Annotated in this window: 16 protein-coding genes and 1 tRNA gene; 8 read left to right on the top strand and 9 right to left on the bottom strand. The window is 73.0% G+C overall.

Features of this window, described 5'->3' with window-relative positions:
• Window positions 1–27: 27 nt before the first annotated feature.
• Window positions 28–1,275, top strand: a complete 1,248-nt coding sequence (locus ACZ7GJ_RS01845) for a glycoside hydrolase family 15 protein (RefSeq protein WP_470748384.1) — start codon at window positions 28–30, stop codon at window positions 1,273–1,275.
• A 51-nt stretch (window positions 1,276–1,326) separates the two neighbouring features.
• Here the strand turns inward: ACZ7GJ_RS01845 and ACZ7GJ_RS01840 are convergent, their stop codons facing one another.
• The 7 genes from ACZ7GJ_RS01840 to ACZ7GJ_RS01810 all read right to left on the bottom strand — a co-directional run bounded on the left by ACZ7GJ_RS01840 (window position 1,327) and on the right by ACZ7GJ_RS01810 (window position 7,577).
• Entirely contained in the window at window positions 1,327–1,770 is a 444-nt protein-coding gene (locus tag ACZ7GJ_RS01840) for a hypothetical protein (protein ID WP_470748382.1), read from the bottom strand.
• 158 nt (window positions 1,771–1,928) lie between these two features.
• Complete coding sequence (locus tag ACZ7GJ_RS01835; RefSeq protein WP_470748380.1) at window positions 1,929–4,043, bottom strand: PIG-L family deacetylase; 2,115 nt, start codon at window positions 4,041–4,043, stop codon at window positions 1,929–1,931.
• Window positions 4,044–4,294: 251 nt separating this feature from the next.
• A complete protein-coding gene (locus ACZ7GJ_RS01830; protein WP_470748737.1) occupies window positions 4,295–4,426 on the bottom strand; it encodes a DUF6766 family protein in 132 nt (43 codons plus the stop codon).
• A gap of 309 nt (window positions 4,427–4,735) precedes the next feature.
• Window positions 4,736–5,212 carry a hemerythrin domain-containing protein gene (locus ACZ7GJ_RS01825; RefSeq protein ID WP_470748378.1) on the bottom strand — a complete coding sequence of 159 codons (477 nt, stop codon included), beginning with the start codon at window positions 5,210–5,212 and terminating at the stop codon, window positions 4,736–4,738.
• 14 nt (window positions 5,213–5,226) lie between these two features.
• Window positions 5,227–5,502, bottom strand: coding sequence for an isoamylase early set domain-containing protein (locus tag ACZ7GJ_RS01820; RefSeq protein WP_365919210.1), 276 nt, complete (start codon window positions 5,500–5,502; stop codon window positions 5,227–5,229).
• A gap of 124 nt (window positions 5,503–5,626) precedes the next feature.
• Window positions 5,627–6,181 (bottom strand): hemerythrin domain-containing protein, encoded by a 555-nt coding sequence (locus ACZ7GJ_RS01815; protein ID WP_470748376.1) that lies wholly within the window; start codon window positions 6,179–6,181, stop codon window positions 5,627–5,629.
• 100 nt (window positions 6,182–6,281) lie between these two features.
• Complete coding sequence (locus ACZ7GJ_RS01810) at window positions 6,282–7,577, bottom strand: cytochrome P450 (protein ID WP_470748374.1); 1,296 nt, start codon at window positions 7,575–7,577, stop codon at window positions 6,282–6,284.
• 143 nt (window positions 7,578–7,720) lie between these two features.
• On the opposite strand from ACZ7GJ_RS01810, the gene ACZ7GJ_RS01805 reads away from it, so the two are divergent.
• The 5 genes from ACZ7GJ_RS01805 to ACZ7GJ_RS01785 all read left to right on the top strand — a co-directional run bounded on the left by ACZ7GJ_RS01805 (window position 7,721) and on the right by ACZ7GJ_RS01785 (window position 10,865).
• Complete coding sequence (locus tag ACZ7GJ_RS01805) at window positions 7,721–8,380, top strand: nucleotidyltransferase family protein (protein WP_470748372.1); 660 nt, start codon at window positions 7,721–7,723, stop codon at window positions 8,378–8,380.
• A complete protein-coding gene (locus ACZ7GJ_RS01800; protein ID WP_470748370.1) occupies window positions 8,377–8,631 on the top strand; it encodes a hypothetical protein in 255 nt (84 codons plus the stop codon). The genes ACZ7GJ_RS01805 and ACZ7GJ_RS01800 overlap by 4 nt, the downstream gene beginning before the upstream one ends.
• On the top strand, window positions 8,628–9,356 hold the full coding sequence (locus tag ACZ7GJ_RS01795; protein WP_470748368.1) for a metallophosphoesterase family protein: 729 nt from the start codon (window positions 8,628–8,630) through the stop codon (window positions 9,354–9,356). Before ACZ7GJ_RS01800 ends, ACZ7GJ_RS01795 begins: the two co-directional genes overlap by 4 nt.
• Before the next feature lie 88 nt (window positions 9,357–9,444).
• Complete coding sequence (locus ACZ7GJ_RS01790) at window positions 9,445–9,798, top strand: PRC-barrel domain-containing protein (protein WP_470748366.1); 354 nt, start codon at window positions 9,445–9,447, stop codon at window positions 9,796–9,798.
• Between the two features lie 56 nt (window positions 9,799–9,854).
• On the top strand, window positions 9,855–10,865 hold the full coding sequence (locus ACZ7GJ_RS01785; protein ID WP_470748364.1) for a glutathione S-transferase family protein: 1,011 nt from the start codon (window positions 9,855–9,857) through the stop codon (window positions 10,863–10,865).
• Window positions 10,866–10,872: 7 nt separating this feature from the next.
• Here the strand turns inward: ACZ7GJ_RS01785 and ACZ7GJ_RS01780 are convergent, their stop codons facing one another.
• The gene (locus ACZ7GJ_RS01780; RefSeq protein ID WP_470748362.1) at window positions 10,873–13,293 is read right to left on the bottom strand and encodes a SpoIIE family protein phosphatase; all 2,421 of its coding nucleotides are present in this window, start codon (window positions 13,291–13,293) and stop codon (window positions 10,873–10,875) included.
• A gap of 213 nt (window positions 13,294–13,506) precedes the next feature.
• Between ACZ7GJ_RS01780 and ACZ7GJ_RS01775 the strand changes: the two genes are divergently transcribed.
• Window positions 13,507–14,952: an MFS transporter gene (locus tag ACZ7GJ_RS01775; protein ID WP_470748360.1), complete on the top strand. Its 1,446-nt coding sequence runs from the start codon at window positions 13,507–13,509 to the stop codon at window positions 14,950–14,952.
• A gap of 57 nt (window positions 14,953–15,009) precedes the next feature.
• Window positions 15,010–16,923, top strand: a complete 1,914-nt coding sequence (locus ACZ7GJ_RS01770; RefSeq protein WP_470748358.1) for a helix-turn-helix domain-containing protein — start codon at window positions 15,010–15,012, stop codon at window positions 16,921–16,923.
• Window positions 16,924–16,957: 34 nt separating this feature from the next.
• Here the strand turns inward: ACZ7GJ_RS01770 and ACZ7GJ_RS01765 are convergent.
• Window positions 16,958–17,045, bottom strand: a tRNA-Leu gene (locus ACZ7GJ_RS01765).
• Between the last annotated feature and the right edge of the window lie 120 nt (window positions 17,046–17,165).

Below are 17,165 nucleotides of genomic sequence, written 5' to 3'. Positions count from 1 at the left end.
CACGGGAGCCCGATGGAAGGAGTGGTGATGCCCGCTGCCTCGCTGGTTCGCTGGGCGGCCGTCACGGCGTCCTTCGCGAGCCTCGTCCTTCCGGCGTCCGGCCCGGGACACCGCGGCAGCGGCGATACCGGGGCCCGGGACGGGCTGAGCAACGTCCTGAGGCTGCCGTCCGGCTGGTCGCACGCCGAGAACCGCGACTGGCTGGCCGCCGGCGCGGTCCCGGGCCGGACACCGGCTCAGCGTGCGGCGGCCGAGCGCGCCCTCCTGGCCATGCGCGCCCTCCTCCAGCCGAACGGCGCCCTCGCGGCGGGGTGGGCGCACGGCTGGAACTACTCCTGGCCCCGCGACTCCAGCTTCGCCGCGGCCGCCTTCGCGCACACCGGCCATGACGCCGAGGCCCATCGAATACTGCGCTACAGCGCCGCGACCCAGCGGAAGGACGGCACCTGGGACGCGCGGACGAAACTCGACGGATCCGGGCCGCCGGACGGCAGACGGTGGCAGCTCGACGCCAACGGCTGGGTCCCCTGGGCCACCTGGCAGTGGTACCAGGCGGCGCCCCGGGCCGGCCGCGGCGCCCGGCTGGCCGGCCTCTACCCGATGGTCCGCAAGGCGGCCGACCATGCGGCGGCCTCCCTGCGGGCCGACGGCCTGCCCCCGGTCTCGCCCGACTACTGGGAGCTGATGACGACCACGGCGAACATAGGCACGGCCGCCCCGCTGCTGGCCGGGCTCAATGCCGCCGCTGACCTCGCCGCGGCGGCGGGCCGGCCGGCCGACGCGACACGCTGGGCCGGTGCCGCCGGGCGGCTGTCCGCCGGGATATCGGCGAAGTTCGCCCCCTTGGGATACCAGCGCACCGTCGACGGACGCCACGGGCACGACAGCGCGGTGGCGTTCATGGCGCCGCCCTTCAACTCGGCCCCGGCCGACCTGCCCCGGGCGCTCGATGCCACGTACGAGGCCCTGCTCCTGCCCAACGGGGGCCTCACGCCGGGGAACGATCCCGGGGCACCCTGGGGAGCGACCGCCTGGACGCCCAGCACCTCCTTCTTCGCCCTCGCATGGGCCGCTACGGGCCAGACGGCGAAGGCCGGACGGGTCCTGGACTGGGTCCTCTCCAAGCGGGACTGGCGCGGCGAACTGCCCGAGAAGGTGGACAGGTCGGGCAGGCCCGCATCGGTAGCCCCGCTGGCATGGACGTGCGCGATAGCCGTGCTGTCCCTGGTGGCGCTCGACGGCAAGGTGCTCCCCACCCCGCCGCTACGGCCGTAGGGGGTGTCTGGCGGATGTCCGCCAGACACCCCCTAGCGTCCCGGCGGCACGTCAGACGGGCTCGGCCCCGTCGCCCGGCGGCGGAGCGGTGCGGACGCTCTCCAACTCGGCGAGCAGACGCCGCAGGGCGAGCCGCTCCGCCACGACCGCGCGCCGCAGGGGCAGGTAGTGCGGATCGTTCCGGAACCGGGCCTGGCGCACGGCGGCTGCGCGGCGTTCCCGCGCCCGGGCCAGATCGGTCCGCGCCCCGAGGTATCCGTCGTCGAGGAGCTCGTGCTCCAGGACCTCGCCGAAGGCGCGCTCCGCCAGTGCGCCGAGCCGGTCGAGTTCGTCCACACAGGTCGCCGGGGTCGTCTCGTCGCAGCGCCGGTCGAGGGCGTCGGAGAACGACTGCAAGGTCGTCCGGAGCTCCGGGTATCCCCAAGGCGGTACGGAATCGTTCCTGCACCCGGTCGCGAACGGCGCGAGGATCGCGACGGCGGCGGAGGCGGCCACGGCGCGGATCGTGCCCGATCTCACACCCACCCGTCGCCGCGAGATGAAGGAAGGGATCATGGCAGCCTCGATCGCCGGTCGGTGTGCCCGCATCGTCGCCCGCCCCGATCCGCGCCGCCACCCGGCGGCTCCAGGTGGCGCACGCCGTACGGGAGGTACTACCGCTGCGGCTGACCAACGGCCGGGGGAACGGCCCGGCGCCACGGGCCCGGGGGCTGGCTGCCGAGCTGCGCGGAGCGGGCCGGAGCGGGCGGCGTGACGTGCAGTTCGGCGTCCAGGCCGAGGACTGCCGCGAAGGCCGTACCGGCCGACTCGGCCACCCCGGCCGGGGCGCCGGTGTACAGCATCCGGGACTCCTGCCAGTACTGCGGATCCGGACCCTCCGGGCCCGCCGTGCTGACCGTTCCGGCGCCCGCGCGGCCCGCGAGCAGGCGGCCCGCGATGCCCACCGCGCCGTACCCGGCCTGGCCGCCCGCGTCGGCCACCGGTGAGAACAGGGGCGCGCCCCCGCCCGCGGCGGCCGTGGCCAGGGTCGTACCGACGGTGCCCGTACCGGGCCGGCGGAAGTACAGGCGGACGCCGTCACCCTCCGGGCTCGCCGAGAGAGCGCCCGTGGTCTGCGGCAGCCCGGTCGGGTACGGGCCCGCGAGCGGGGCGCCCGGTGCCGGCTGGATCCAGGCCAGCACGGACCCGGCCGTGGCCGCGTACACGTGGCGCCGCCCCGACGCGTCGGTCGCGGCGACCGGATCGCCCTGGAGACCGGCGCCGCCCAGGGTCTGCCACGCGCCGAAGGGCGCGTCCGGGGCCGCCTGGGCCCGGGCACGCAGCGTGCGCCCGGAATCCCGTACGTACACGCTCATGCGGCCCGCGGGGTCCACGGCGACGGACGGTTCACCGATCGCCGAGGTGCCGGACCGGTCCGCGGTGTCCGGCGTGCCGAGCGACTGCCACGGGCCGAACGTTCCGTCGGGCCCGCTCTGGACCGCGTACACGACGTCCCGGCCGTAGTCCTGCGGCGCCGTGCCCAGGGTGGTGCGGGTGGCGAGCACCGCGATCCTGCCGTCGGGGAGCCGGGCCGCGGTCGCCCCCGTGTCGATGCCCGTGCCGGGGAGGAAGCGGGGTCCCTGCCAGGGGGCCTTGGGCCCGCTGCGCGTCCAGTACGCCATACGGCCGTCCAGGGCGGCGAAGGCCCACAGCCGGCCGGAGACGCCCTCGGCCATCCAGGAGGTGCCGTCGCCGCGGCTGTAGCGGATGGCCTGGCTCCAGCCGGCGCCGGCGGGCCGGGTCGCGGTCTTGCGGTCGCCGCACCCGGCGGGGCTGCCGCACCAGTCCTGGCGGTCCATCCACGCGTAGGTCTTGAGGTAGCCGAGCTTCTCCTCGGCCGTCCGCGGGTCGAGCGTCGGGGGCAGCGAGCTGTTGGGGTAGCTGACGTAGTTCTGGACCGAGAAGTGCGGCCGGTCCGGGGTCCTCGCGTAGCTGTCGGCGGCGGCCTGCACGAAGCGGGCCCCGTACATGTGGTCCTGGTGGTCGAGGAAGGCGCCGCCGCCCGCCGCCCTGCCGGGCGTCGGGTCCTGGGTCCGTATCGTCGTCGGCTCGTACATCGCGAACACGTCGGCGATGGCCGCTATGGCCTGCTCCTTGGTGTACGTGAAGGGGTCCTTGACCGGCGTCCCCGAGGTCAGCTGGGCGCCCAGGGCGGCGACCTTGCCGTCCCACAGGCCGCGGAGGCTGTCCGGGTTGTCGTCGGAGATGCTGCGGGCCTCGCGCAGCTGCATCCACACCAGGTTGACCTCGGGCCGGGCGACGAGGACGTCGACTTCCGCGCTGCCCCCGCCGGCGGTGGGTACGGACTTGCGCTGCCAGGCGCTGGTGCGGTCACCGGTGGCCATCTGCGCGTAGGCGCCCCGTATGCCGTTCTGGCGGGCCTCGGCGTAGGCGGCGCGGTCGGCGGGTCCCGCGGCGTCCTGCACGTGCGGGCCGTGGGCCTCGTTGCGGCCGTCGGACTCGCCGGAGGTCAGGTAGACGGTGGTGACCTTGATGCCGGTGGATATGGAACGGCTCAGGTCGGGGTTCATGAAGAAGAGGTCGTCGTCGGGATGGGCGACGACCTGGAGGGCGGAGCCCTCGGTCACGCTCGGTCGGACGACCGCCTCGGGGGCGGCGGGCTGCTGCCGCTCGGTCCCGTATCCGTACGCCCAGGTCGTCACGCCCGCGGCACCGACGGAGAACGCGGCGAGCAGGGCCGCGAGGCGGGTGCGGCTGGCCAGGGACATCGAGAACGCCTTGAGGGTCGGTCCGGTGCGGAAACCGGTACGGAAATCCGCCTGGGAGGTCAGTCGGTGCCCCGATGGCTCCACTGCTTCCGGAGACGACCGCGCCGATTATGCCTCGCGCGTTTGTGACTGACACACCCTCAAGAGGCATATGCGGGAAGAAGATACAGAATGGGCAATATGCTCGTTTTTGCGATGCTTCAGGACCTTCGGCCGTGTGCGGACGGCATGCGCATACGCATGCCGTCCGGTCAGCCTTCGACGCCGGTGGCGGTGTGGGCGGCGCCGACCGGTTTGGATTCCGGGGAGCCCCGCTGGCGCAGGTAGATGGACAGCACGACCATGGCCGCCACCGCGAGGAGCTCGGACTGGCAGTTCTGCAGGGACCGGTTCCAGAAGTCGGGCGTGACGACGTAGCCGGCCCACGTGACGGGTCCTCGAGCTGGCGGAGCCGCAGGTCGTTGTAGGCGGCGGTGCCGGTGATGGACTGCGCCAGCCAGGACAGTACGAACAGTCCGCCCATGACCGCGCCGAGGAGACAGCGGCCGCGAAGGCGGCTCCCGCCGCGGCCGCGGCGTCCTGCCGCGCGGCCGGCGCCCCGCACCCGCTCGATCCGAGGGCCACCGCGGTCGCCGCGGACGCCAGGATCAGCGCGTACCCCTGACGGCCGATCCCCCGGGACCGTGCCCGCTTCACTTCGAGGCGGCGCTGGGAACGGCCAGCGGATCACGCGGCGCCCGCTTCTTCCCGGCCTCCATCTCCTCGCCGAGTTCCACGAGCCGGTTGCGGCCCATCGCCTTGCGGACGTCGGGGAACCAGTCCTGTTCCTCTTCCTCGACGTGGTGGCGGACCTGCTCCATGACCACGGTCATCTTGGCCTTGAAGCGTTCGTCGCCCGGATCCATGTCCTTGATCTCCGACAGCATCCACACGACCGCGTGGTGTTCCTCGATGCTCTCCAGGATGTGGTCGGTCGTCTCCGGCGCGGACTGCCGGGCGGCCGGGTAGAAGAACTTCTCCTCGATCCACGCGTGGACCGTGAGCTCCTCGATCACCTCGTCGGCGATCCGGCGGCGTTCCGCCGTGTCGTCGTCGGAGGTCTTCTCGAACTTCTTGAACAGCTTCTCGACCGTCTTGTGGTCCTCGCGCAACAGCACGATCGCGTCCACGAGCGCGCCCCTCCTCAGGTGTGGACGCGGCTGTTGGCGCCGTCGTGGCCGTCGGCCTGGTCGTCGTCGAACCAGTAGTCGCCGGCCGCCAGATAGCGGAACGAATGGCCGCTGTGAGTGGGCAGGACGACCGTGGCCGCGCGGGTGCCGTCGCCGCGGGGGGCGAGGGGGTGCGCGGTGGGGTTCCAGTGGTTGAAGTCCCCCACCACGCTGACCGGCCCGTCCGGTGCGCCTTCCGGGAGGACGAAGGTGACCTGCGTACGACCCTTGAGCTTCTTGCGTTCGAGCACCGGCGAACTCCCACGGAAGGGCTGGCAGAGACTCGAGCACCCTTGCACGGCTCGTGCCGCCCCGGCCCCGCCCACGCCGCGGGCAGCGGGACGGTCACCTGTTCAGGCCCTGGCGGCGGGGCCGCTACTTGCCCCGGCCGGTCACGAAGTCGCGGACGCGGTCCACGAGGCCGGTTCCGGGAGCCAGCAGCAGGTTGGCCGGAGGCCTGTCCGGCGCTCCCGGGTGGGGCCGGGTCGGGGCGAACTTCTTGGCGCGCCGGACCTTGTCGCCCAGTTCGTACAGGTCCTCCGCGGAACACGCCTGTCGGAGCCGGGGGAACAGGTTCTGCTCCTCGTCCCGGACGTGGGCGCTCACTTCGGCCCGGAGAACGGCGATCAGCCGGTCGAACTCGGGTCCCGCCGCGTCCAGCCCTTCGAGGTCCTTGAGCAGCTTCTCGACCCGGGCGTGGTCGGCGATCTCCTTGTCGGCGATCAGATCTCCGTCGGGGAACTGCTCCCGGATCGCCGGATAGAGGTGTTCCTCCTCGGCGACCGAGTGCCGGACGAGCTCGATCGTCAGCCTCTCGGCCCAGGTGCGCCGCTCGTGTGCGGGGGTGGTCTGCTCTATCACGCCGAACATCTCGTCCACCTCCCGGTGGTCGACGGTCAGTTCCGCGATGACGTCTCCGCCGTGTCCCATGGGGTCGTCTCCGTCCCGTTCGGGTTGCGCGACCGGCGGGGGTGCCGGTCGCCCCGCGGTTACCCGGGATACCGCCCCGCTAACGCCGGGCTGACCGGCCTCAGTGGCGGCCCGTGGCGGGTGCCGACGCCATCCGTGCCTTCGCCACGACGAAGCCGCTGCGCGGCCGGGTGGGCATGCGGCGCAGCGGAATCGTCAGGTCCTGGTCCGGGGCCTCGTACTCCAGCCGCGCCAGGGCGGTGGTCAGAGCCGTCAGGAGGCTCACGGTGATGTCCTCCCCGGGACACCGGTGACCGGTACGGGCGTCGCCGCCGCCCTGCGGGATCATGGCGTCGGCGGAGGGCTCGCGGCCGAGGAAGCGGAGCGGGTCGAAGTGGTAGGGCCGCGGCCACAGTTCGGGGTCGTGGTCGTGCCCGTACAGGTCGAGCAGGACGAGACCGCCTTCGGGGAGGACCGTCCCCCGCCATTCCAGGTCATGGGCGGCCAGAGCTCCGAGGAACGGCGCGAAGGGGTAGAAGCGGCGCACCTCGTGGGCGAATGCCCGGGCGTACGTGCCGTTGTCCGCGAGCAGCCGCTCGCGGTGGACCGGTTCGCGGTGCAGCGCGTGCGCGGCGAAGACGCCGAACCAGGCGAGGGCGACGGTGGGGCGGATGATGTTGAGCATCTCCACGGCGGCGGTGCGGGGGTCGAGCAGCCGGCCGTCGGAGTCCCGGTGCACCGCAACGGTCTCCAGCACGGAGCGCGGCCGGTCGTTGACCCGCGTGACGGCGAAGACGCCGCCCGTGGGGCCGGTCCCCCCGCGGACCGCCTCCACAGTGCGGGCCAGCTCACGCTCCTGCCGGCGCCGGGCCCGGCGGGCCCTGAGGTGGCGGGGGCCCACGGTGGCGAAGCCGTCGACCATGGACACGCAGTCCTCGGCGGTCGCACGGGCAGCGTCGGAATCGAGCGGCATTCCCGCCCAGTCGCAGACGGCGGTGGCCAGCACGGCGGCGATCTCGTCGAAGAGCACGACCTCGCGGCCCCGCCAGTCCTCTACGGCGAGCAGCCAGTGGGTCGACACCCGGTCCGTCAGCGCGGCCACGCCGCCCTCGGACATGAGGAGGGATACGAACATGTCCTTGCGGACCCGGTGCCGGTCGCCGTCGAGGGTGTGCACCGCGCCACGGCCGAACAGCGTGTCGAGGACGGGCCCGGGCAGCGCGCCCCCGCGCCGCAGGTGACGCTCGTCGTAGAAGAACTCCACGGCCTCGGGCCCGTGGAGCACCAGCGTCGGTCTGCCCATGAGGCGGGTCCGGACCGGGCCGCCGCCCTGCCGGTGCCGGCGGCGCAGGTCCGGCAGCCATGCGTAGCCACGGGTCAGCAGGGACAGGGTGCTGTCGGTGAAGGGGTACGACATGTGCGGCGCCTACCCCTGCGGCCGCCCCTCATTCCTCGCGGTCGGCGGCCCGCTCGGAGCGGCGAAGCATGGGCGGCCGCCCCGGTGGGTACCGGCCGCATGGGGGGGCGCACGCAAACCTCGGGGCACAGGAGGTGCCGCCCGTGATCGCCGAGAGGAACGGACGTAGCGGACCCGCGCCGCCCACCGCCCTCGGCGCGCCGCCGGACCGGGACGGCCCGCTGCCGCACGATCACACGCAGGCCATCCTCGAGACCACGAAGCACGTCGCGGTGCTGTTGAAGGCCTCCGGGCAGCGGTTCGCGCTCGCCGGGAGCGTGGCCGCCTTCGCGCACGGCCTGCCGGCCACTTTCCAGCACGACACGGACTTCTGCGTCCGTCGCGAGGACGCCGACGCCGTGATCCAGGCGTTGGAGGACGGTGGCATCGCCATGCGTCGGGCGCCCGAGGACTGGCTGGTCAAGGGGCATTCCGACGGGGAGGAGATCGATCTGATCTTCGAGTTCGCCCGGCGTCCGGTGGATACGGAGCTGCTCGACCGGGCCGAGGTCCGGGTCGTGGACTCGGTGTGGATGCCGGTCCTGTCGCCCACCGACCTGCTGGACAGCCGGCTGGCCGCGCTGTGCGAGCACTACTGCGACTTCGGTGATCTGCTGCCGATGGCCCGGATGCTGCGGGAGCAGATCGACTGGGAGCGGATCTACCTGGACCACCGGGACGCTCCGCTGTCCGACGCGTTCCTTTACCTCCTGGAACGGCTCCGCGTCGTGGAGCCGCCGCGGGAGCGGAAGGAGGAGCCATGAATGCGGTGGTGCACCTCGAATACCTCATCGAGCACCTGCGGGACCGGCTGGCGCGCGAGGACATCGCCGAGCTCGGCGTCCGCGTCGAGACCCGCGGGGTCGCCGTGCACATCTGGGGCAGTGTCACCAGCCCCGACTGCCGGGCGGCGGTCCTGCGGATCGCCGCGGAGGAGCTCGCGGACGTCCCCTGGCACGCGGACCTCACGGTGAACTGCCACAACCCGCCCGATCACCCCGAGGAGCTGTCATGATCCGCGTGGCGGCCGTGGGCGACATCCACCTCTCCCCCGGTAGCGAGGGCAGCCTGCGGCCCGCGTTCGAGACCCTGGGGGAATGCGCCGATCTGCTGCTGCTCGCGGGGGACCTGACCCGGCACGGCACACCGGAGGAGGCCCGCGTGGTCGCCGGCGAGGTGGCCGGGCTGCCGGTTCCCGTGGTCGCGGTGCTGGGGAACCACGACTACCAGAGCGACCAGGAGGCGGCCGTCACCCTGGAGCTGGCCCTGGCCGGGGTGCACGTACTGGAGGGGGACGGCGTACTGCTGGACGTGAACGGGTCCAGGGTCGGCGTGGCGGGGACCAAGGGGTTCGGCGGCGGTTTCGCCGGTCGCTGCGCCAGCGAGTTCGGCGAGCCCGAGATGAAGTCCTTCGTCCGCTACACCCGGCGGTGTGCCGACAACCTCGGACGCACGCTCCGTGAACTCCGGGAAGGCGGCGGCACCGTCCTGATCGCGCTCACGCACTTCTCGCCGGTGGCGGACACGCTGGCGGGTGAACCGCTGGAGATCTACCCCTTCCTCGGGAGCTACCTGCTGGCCGAGGCGATGGACGAGGGCGGCGCCGACCTCGCGGTCCACGGCCACGCGCACATGGGCAGCGAACACGGGATGACGGCCGGCGGGGTCCGGGTGCGCAACGTCGCCATGCCGGTCATCGACCGGGCCTTCGCCGTGTACCACCTGGGCTCCGCCCCGTGACCGGCGGGACATGCGTGGCCTCGGCCTTTCCGGGAAGACGCCCGGTGAACGGTGACACGGTCGTCGCCAGGCACAGAGAGGCTGAGCCATGAGCGAGGAAGGCATCTGGGGTTACCACGCGAGCTCGGGATACCGGACGGGCATCGATCTCATCGGCTACAAGGTGGAGGCCGAGGACGGCAGCATCGGAAAGGTGGACAAGCATTCGGAGGACGTCGACGCCTCCCACATCGTCGTCGACACCGGTGCGTGGATCTTCGGGAAGCGGGTCCTGCTCCCGGCCGGCACCATCTCGCGCGTCGACACGGTCGAGGAGAAGGTCTACGTCGGCCGGACCAAGGACCAGATCAAGGGCGCCCCGGAGTTCGACGAAGCCAAGTACGGCGGCGAGCCCAGCTATCTGGAGCAGTTCGCCCGGTACTACGGCCAGCCCCACATGTAGGACCACCGGCCACCGACCACCGGCCCGTGGCCCGTGGCCCGGACAAGGGGTTCCCCGTGAGCTACGTGAAATCCGGCGCGGCGTTCACGCGCGACAGCCGCTACATCACCACCCGGATCACCGCCGACGGGCGCGACGGATTCCCCGTCGAACCGGGCCGCTACCGGCTGGTCGTCAGCCGGGCCTGCCCCTGGGCGGGCCGGGCGGTCATCGTACGGCGGCTCCTCGGGCTGGAGAGCGCGCTGCCGATGGCCATGGCCGGGCCGACCCACGACGAGCGCAGCTGGACCTTCGACCTGGATCCCGGCGGCCGTGACCCCGTACTCGGCATCAAACGCCTCCAGGAGGCCTACTTCGCCCGCGACCCCGGCTACGACCGGGGCATCACGGTGCCGGCGATCGTCGACGTGCCGACCGGCAAGGTGGTGACCAACGACTTCGCGCAGATGACGATCGACATGTCGACACAATGGACGGCCCACCACCGCGAAGGCGCTCCCGAGCTCTACCCGCAGGCGCTGCGGCCGGAGATCGACGCCGTGAACGAGGTGGTCTACCGGGACGTGAACAACGGCGTCTACCGTGCCGGTTTCGCAGGGTCCCAGGCGTCCTACGCCGCCGCCTACGAGGCCTTGTTCGCCCGCCTCGACCAGCTCACGGAGCGGCTCACGCACTCTCGCTACCTGGTCGGTGACGCCATCACCGAGGCGGACGTGCGGTTGTTCACGACGCTCGTACGCTTCGACGCCGTCTATCACGGCCACTTCAAGTGCAACCGGCAGAAGCTGTCCGAGATGCCGACCCTGTGGGCGTACGCGCGGGACCTGTTCCAGACGCCGGGCTTCGGCGACACGGTCGACTTCGACCACATCAGGCGCCACTACTACCTGGTCCACGAGGACATCAACCCGACCGGGATCGTGCCGCTCGGCCCGGACCTGTCGGGCTGGCTGGAGGCCGTGGACCGGGCGTCGCTGGGCGGCCGGCCCTTCGGCCGCGGCACCGCGCCCGGGCCGGTCGCTCCCGAGGAGGCCGTCCCGGCCGGGCACGCACCGCCGGCACCGTGACGGCGGCTCACTCGCCGGTCGAAAGCGGAAGGTGGATGTCCAGGACGCACATGTCGTCCCGCTGGGCCGGGTGCATGGCGGACAGGAGCTCCGCCAGCGGCTCCGGCGCACCAGCGCCCATGGCGGACGCGGCTGCCTCGCCGAGGCGGACGAGCCCCTCGCCGATGTCCTCCCCCGGGACCTCGACGAGTCCGTCGGTGTAGAGGAGCAGGTGGTCACCGGGCTCCAGCCGGAGCGTCTCCTCCGTGTACACGGAGTCGAAGGACGCTCCGAGGAGATTTCCTTCGGGCAGGGGCAGGAAGAGCGCCTCGCCGTCGCGGACCAGCAGGGGCGGCAGGTGCCCGGCCCGTACCCAGGACAGGAGCCGCGCCGACGGCCGGTAGCGCATCATGATCATGGTGGCGGTGGTGGCGGACGCTTCGGCGGCCGTGTGCATGAGGAGCGCGTTGAGGCGGCCCATGGCGTCGGGCAGGGCGGAACCCGTGACGATCATGCCCTTGGCGGTGAACCGCAGCTGAGCCATGGTTCCGACGGCTTGCAGCCCGTGGCCGGCAACGTCCCCGACGACGAAGAGGGCGTTCCCGTCCGGGAGTTCGATGGCGCTGTACCAGTCGCCCCCGACGTTCACCCCGCTGTCGGAGGGCACGTAGGCGATGTCGACGCGCAGCCCGACCAGCTCGATCGACTGCTCGGGTACCGGCAGCAGCGCGTGGCGCAGACCTGCGGCGATCGTCCGCTCGGCCTGGAGCATGCCGCGCTGGACGAGTACGGACCGCTCGCTCTCCAGCAGGGCGAGCTCGGCGGCGCGCAGCCGGCTGAGGTCCTGGAAGAACCCGTGCACCTCCACGGGCGTACCGTCGGCGTCCGTCTCGGCCTCGGCGACGATCCGCAGGTGCCGGACTCCGGCCGCGGTGGCGATGCGGAACGACTGGTCCACCGGGGCCCCTTCGCCCAGCAGCCGCTGGACGGCCGCGGCGAGCACCGGCACGTCGTCCGGGACGGCGTACCGCGGGAGCTCCTCCAGCAGTACGGGCCCCTGCTCGGGCGCCCGGTCGAACATCGCGTAGACCTGCTCGGACCAGTCGATCGTGTCCGTGGTCAGATTCCATTCGGCCCAGCCGAGGTTGCCCAGGCGCCCCATGGTGGCCACCCGGACGTTCTCGCGCTCGCTGGTGTCGTGGCGGGTCCACGAGACGATCAGCCGGTCTCCCAGCCGCGTCGCGCGTACCGAGTAGACGGACGTCCCGGGGACGCCCGCGGTGACCTCCTGGTACTCGAACGGTTCGCCCTCGTAGACGGTCCCGGTGGCCAGGGCCTCGACGTAGCCCTGCCACAGGGGTGTCCCCGCCACCGTGGGATAGGTCTCCAGGATCCGCCGGCCCACGAGCTCCTTCCCGCGGCGGCCGGCCACGTCCACCGAGCCCGGAGCGGCCGCGACGACCCGGAAGTCCTCCACCGCACCGTCCGGGGAGCGCAGGGGCGACAGGAGGATCGCCGACCCCGGCAGGGCGTCGAGGATGCTCTGTACGGCGGCCACCTCCTCGTCCGCCGGCCCGGCCCGGGAGCGCTCCAGGGTGCGCAGGGCCCCGCCGCACAGCCGCACCGCCTCCTGGAGCAGGACCTTGTCGGCGTCACCGAAGGGGGTGGCGAGCGTCCGGAGGAATCCGACGGCACCGACGGTGGGCCCCTCCCCGAGCAGGGGGATCCAGGCGCGCGTGCGCCATCGCTCCGACGGGCCGATGAGCTGGTACCGCTCGGCGTCGCGCTCCATGTCCTCCAGCCATCGCGGCTCCCCGCAAGTGATCGCCTCGCGTGCTGCGACCCCGGTGAGCGGCGGAATGCCCTGCCACTGTGCGGCCAGTGACTCGTCGATCCCCGCGTGGCCCACGAGCCCCAGCCTCCCGGACTCGTCCACGTAGATCATCACGCCGTCCACCCCGAGGGGGCCGCGCAGCGCCTCGCGCAGGGCTTCCGCGGTGTCGCCCGGGCTGCGGGCACCGGCCAGCGCGGCGGCCAGGTCCGCCAGGACCGCGCGCGGGCCCGAGAGACCACGGCGCCCGGTGAGGTGGCGGTCCGCGCGGAAGACCGGGTCGGTCTCCAGGCCGTCCGGGGCCGGACCGCCACCTGCCACGGAGGGTGGGCGGGGCGACGCGGCGGGCCGCGGACGGATCCCGCCGAGCGTGATCCAGCACTGCTCCATCAGGGTCCGGGCCCGCAGCCCGGCCTCCCGGACCAGCGCCTCGTACGCCTCGTCGGCCGTGAAGCCCTCCCGGGCCATCAGTACGCCCTTGGCCCGCTCCACGATCGCCGAGGCGGCGGCAAGGCCTTCCAGGTCCGCCACCTCGGCGCGGAGCCTGGCCACGACCTTGGCCAGGGCGAGCACCTCGGGCGACGCACCGTCGCCGGTGACCGCCGGATCCGTCTGCACCCTTCGAGCATGGCATCAAACCGGCACCGCCTCCTGGAGAGGGGGCGGCCCCGCATTCGAGGCAGTGCGTGCCGCCCGCCCGGGCCGCGATATGGCGATCAGCCACACCAGACGGTGCCTGATTGTGATGACGAGCAACATATGCCGCTGACCTGCGGACTCCTACGTTGTGCCCACACACGACGTCCCCGCAGCCCCCTGGAAGTGGTTCACATGGCCTCCACCGCAACGGCCCCGTCGGCCCCCTCAGCCCCGTCAGGCATCAGACGGATCGTCGCCGCGAGCCTCATCGGGACCACCATCGAGTGGTACGACTTCTTCCTCTACGGCACCGCCGCCGCCCTGGTCTTCAACAAACTGTTCTTCCCCGCCGCCGACCCGCTGACGGGCACGCTGATCGCGTTCCTCACCTACGCCATCGGGTTCCTGGCCCGGCCGCTCGGCGGCGTGGTGTTCGGCCACTTCGGCGACAAGCTCGGCCGCAAGAAGCTGCTGGTGCTGAGCCTGCTCCTGATGGGCGGGTCGACCTTCGCGATGGGCCTGCTCCCCACCCACGCGAGCATCGGCGTCGGCGCCCCGATCCTGCTCACCGCGCTGCGCCTGATCCAGGGCTTCGCGCTCGGCGGCGAGTGGGGCGGCGCCGTCCTGATCGTCTCCGAGCACGGGGGCGACGAGCACCGCGGCTTCTGGGCCTCCTGGCCGCAGTCCGGCGCCCCGGGCGGCAATCTGCTGGCCACCGGCGTCCTCGCGCTGCTCGCCGCCGTACAGACGGACGCCGCGTTCCTCGCCTGGGGCTGGCGCATCCCCTTCCTGCTCTCCGGCGTCCTGGTGGCCGTCGGACTGTGGATACGCCTCTCCGTGTCCGAGTCCCCCCTCTTCCTTGCCGCGCAGGCCCGGGCGAGGGCCACGGCCGAGGCACAGGCCGCCCGCGGAGCCGGTGGCGTCCGGGAGCAGGCCCCCGTCGTCCAGGTGTTCCGCAAGGACTGGCGCCGGGTGCTGACCGCCATCGGCACCCGCTTCGGCGAGAACATCTCGTACTACGTCCTCACCTCCTTCCTCCTCGTGTACGTCACCGTCCACCTCGGCCTGCCCAAGACCACCGCGCTCAACGCCGTCCTCATCGGCTCGGCCGTCCACTTCGTCACCATCCCCGCCTGGGGTGCCCTCTCGGACCGGATCGGTCGGCGCCCGGTCACGCTGATCGGCTCGGTCGGGATGGTCGTGTGGGCGTTCGCCTTCTTCGCGCTCGTCGACACCGAGTCGTTCGCCGTGATCACTGCGGCCGTCACCACCGGCCTGCTCCTGCACGGCGCGATGTACGGGCCGCAGGCCGCCTTCATCTCCGAGATGTTCGACACCGAAGTCCGCTACTCCGGCGCCTCGATGGGCTCCCAGCTGGCCTCGATCATCGCCGGTGCTCTGGCTCCGGTCATCGCCGTCGAGCTCCTCAAGGACTACGGCTCCTCGGTCCCCGTATCGCTCTACCTCTCCGCGGCCGCGGTGGTGACCACCCTCACCGTCGCCTTCGCCGCGGAGACCCGCGGCCGGGACCTGGCGAGTACGGTGTACGCCACCCCGGCCGGCGCCCGCCCGGCGACGCAACCCGGCGCGCGGGCAACCCAGCAGTCGGCTCCGGAGACCACCCCGGACCCCGCCTGACCACCGCACCACCATCCGTATCTACCCGTATCCGTATCCGTACCGGAGGGCCGCCCCATGAACCCCGCGCACGACAAGGCGGCCGCCGCGCTGCGGGAGTTGCTGGACCTGCTGGACCGCGGGGCGCCCCTCGAAGACTTCTCCCGGCCGGCGGCGGCCGCCCGCGACGCCGGCGTCGGACCCGGCGAGCAGGCCCTCGTCGAGGAGGCCACCCGGGTGGCCCTGGACATCCGCCGCACCCTGGACCAGCACCGGCGGCGCGAGGCCGAACTCACCGCCCTCTTCGACACGGCCGGCGACCTCGCCGCCCTGCGCGACCTCGACGCGGTGCTGCGCGCCATCGTCCACCGCGCCCGCATGCTGCTGGGCACGGACGTCGCCTACCTCACCCTCAACGACCCGGCCGCCGGCGACACGTTCATGCGCGTCACCGACGGCTGCGTCTCCCCCGCCTTCCAGCAACTGCGCCTGGGCATGGGCGAAGGGCTCGGCGGCCTGGTCGCCCAGACCGCCCGCCCCTACGCCAGCGCCGACTACCGGACCGACTCCCGCTTCCGGCACACTCCCGCCATCGACAGCGGCGTGCGCGAGGAGGGGCTTCGCGGGATCCTTGGCGTGCCGCTGCGCGTCGGCGACCGGGTCATCGGCGTCCTGTACGCCGCCGACCGCCGCCTTCGGGAGTTCGCGCCCGACGCCGTCGCCCTGCTCGCCTCGCTCGCCGACCACGCCGCGGTCGCCATCGACAGCGCCCGGCTCCTGGAGGAGACCCGCACCTCGCTGGTGGAGCTGGGCGCGGCCACCGAGGCGGTGCGCGCCCACGGCGAGGCGATGCGGCTGGCCGCCGAAACCCACGACCGCCTCACCGAGTTGGTCCTGCGCGGCGGCGACGTCGCCGGTCTCGCGTACGAGGTCGCCGCGCTGCTGGGCGGCGGTCTCGTGGTGCACGACGCCGACGGCAGCGAACTGGCCCGGGTCGACAGCGAGCCGATCCCGCCGCCGGTACGGGGCGCCGCGGCCTCCCGCTCCGGGGGCCGGGCCGTCGCCGCGGACGGCATCTGGGTGTGCGCGGTGCTCGCGGGGCCCGAACTGCTGGGCAGCATCAGCCTCACCGGGCGCGCGGAGCTGGCGGACTCGGACCGGCGCCTGTTCGAGCGTGCCAGCCTGGTCACCGCGCTGCTCCTGCTGCTGCGCCGGTCGATCGCGCAGGCCGAGGACCGGGTCCGCGGCGAACTCCTGGGCGACCTGCTCACCGCCGAGCCCGACGGCCGTCCGCGCGATGCCGGCAGCCAGGCCCTGCGGGTGCTGCGGGCGCGCAAACTCGGCGTCGACCTGACCCGCCCGCACGCCGTGCTGGTCCTGCACTGCGACACCGCGCTACGGCCCCGGCTCGCGGCGGAGGCGGCCCGCCAGGCCCGCGCGCTCGACGGGCTGGCCGGGCTCCACGAGGGCCGGGCCGTCCTGCTGGCCCCGACCCCCGACCGGCCCGGCGTCCTCGCCGAGTCCCTCGCGGCGGACCTGGGCCAGGCCCTGGGCAGCCCCGTCACCGTGGGCTCCGCGGGCCCGGCCGATGGCCCCGCCGAACTCCCGGCCGTGTACGCGGAGGCCCTGCGCTGTCTGGAGGCCCTGCACGCCCTGGACCGCACGGGTACCGGCGCCGACCTCCCGGGCCTGGGCTTCCTGGGCGTCCTCCTCGGGGACCGGACGGACATGCCGGGGTACGTCGAGCACGTGCTCGGCCCGGTCCTCGACTACGACCGCAAGCGCGGCACCGAACTGGTCCGCACCCTGGAGGCGTACTACGCCCACGGCGCCGCCCTGAACCGGGCCAAGGACGCACTCCACGTACACGTCAACACGGTCGTCCAGCGCCTGGACCGCATCGCCCGCCTCCTCGGCGACACCTGGAACACCCCGGCCCGCTCCCTGGAGATCCAGCTCGCCCTGCGCCTCCACCGCCTGATGTCCCCGTAAACGCAAAAGAACCCCACCGAAGTGGGGTTCCTGCTGGTGTCCGAGGGGGGACTTGAACCCCCACGCCCGATAAAGGGCACTAGCACCTCAAGCTAGCGCGTCTGCCATTCCGCCACCCGGACCAGGTGGTCGGCCCCGGTTTCCCGCGGCGACATGGACAACAATAGCAAAGGTTCGAGGTGGTTCCGACCAGGTATTTCGTCCGGCGGTCCCGCGACGCGCCGCGCTGACCTGCGGGCATG

Source organism: Streptomyces sp. NPDC037242 (assembly GCF_055604165.1).
The sequence above is the reverse complement of the archived record's forward strand: the minus strand, read 5'-3'. Positions and strand labels throughout refer to the sequence as shown.